At 34.3% G+C, this 236-nt stretch carries 1 protein-coding gene; it reads left to right on the top strand.

Features of this window, described 5'->3' with window-relative positions; all coding sequences use genetic code 11:
* Positions 1-130: 130 nt before the first annotated feature.
* A partial coding sequence (locus R2R70_RS23175; RefSeq protein ID WP_410979371.1) for a hypothetical protein occupies positions 131-236 on the top strand: 106 nt, incomplete at its 3' end.

The following is a 236-nucleotide window of genomic DNA, read 5'->3' as shown; positions in this document are numbered from 1 at the left end:
CTCTTTTTTTATATTAACTAGTCAATATTGCTCCCCAATAAGGCTTTACCATATCAAAACACCCTAACTTTTGCGGTTTCTTTTCGGTGTGGAATTATTCTGAAAATGATAATATATGTCATTATAGAGAATGGAAGGGGATGCCGGTTCTTCTCAAGTTGGTATCAAGATAAATGAATGGTATAGATTTATAAGAACATTCAGTGTGCCAGATGCAGAGTATTTAAAGGAACAGG

It is taken from the genome of Cobetia sp. SIMBA_158 (genome assembly GCF_046566945.1).
Taxonomy (GTDB): domain Bacteria; phylum Pseudomonadota; class Gammaproteobacteria; order Pseudomonadales; family Halomonadaceae; genus Cobetia; species Cobetia amphilecti.
Note: the sequence above shows the minus strand (reverse complement) of the source record. Positions and strands in the feature narration are given on the sequence as shown.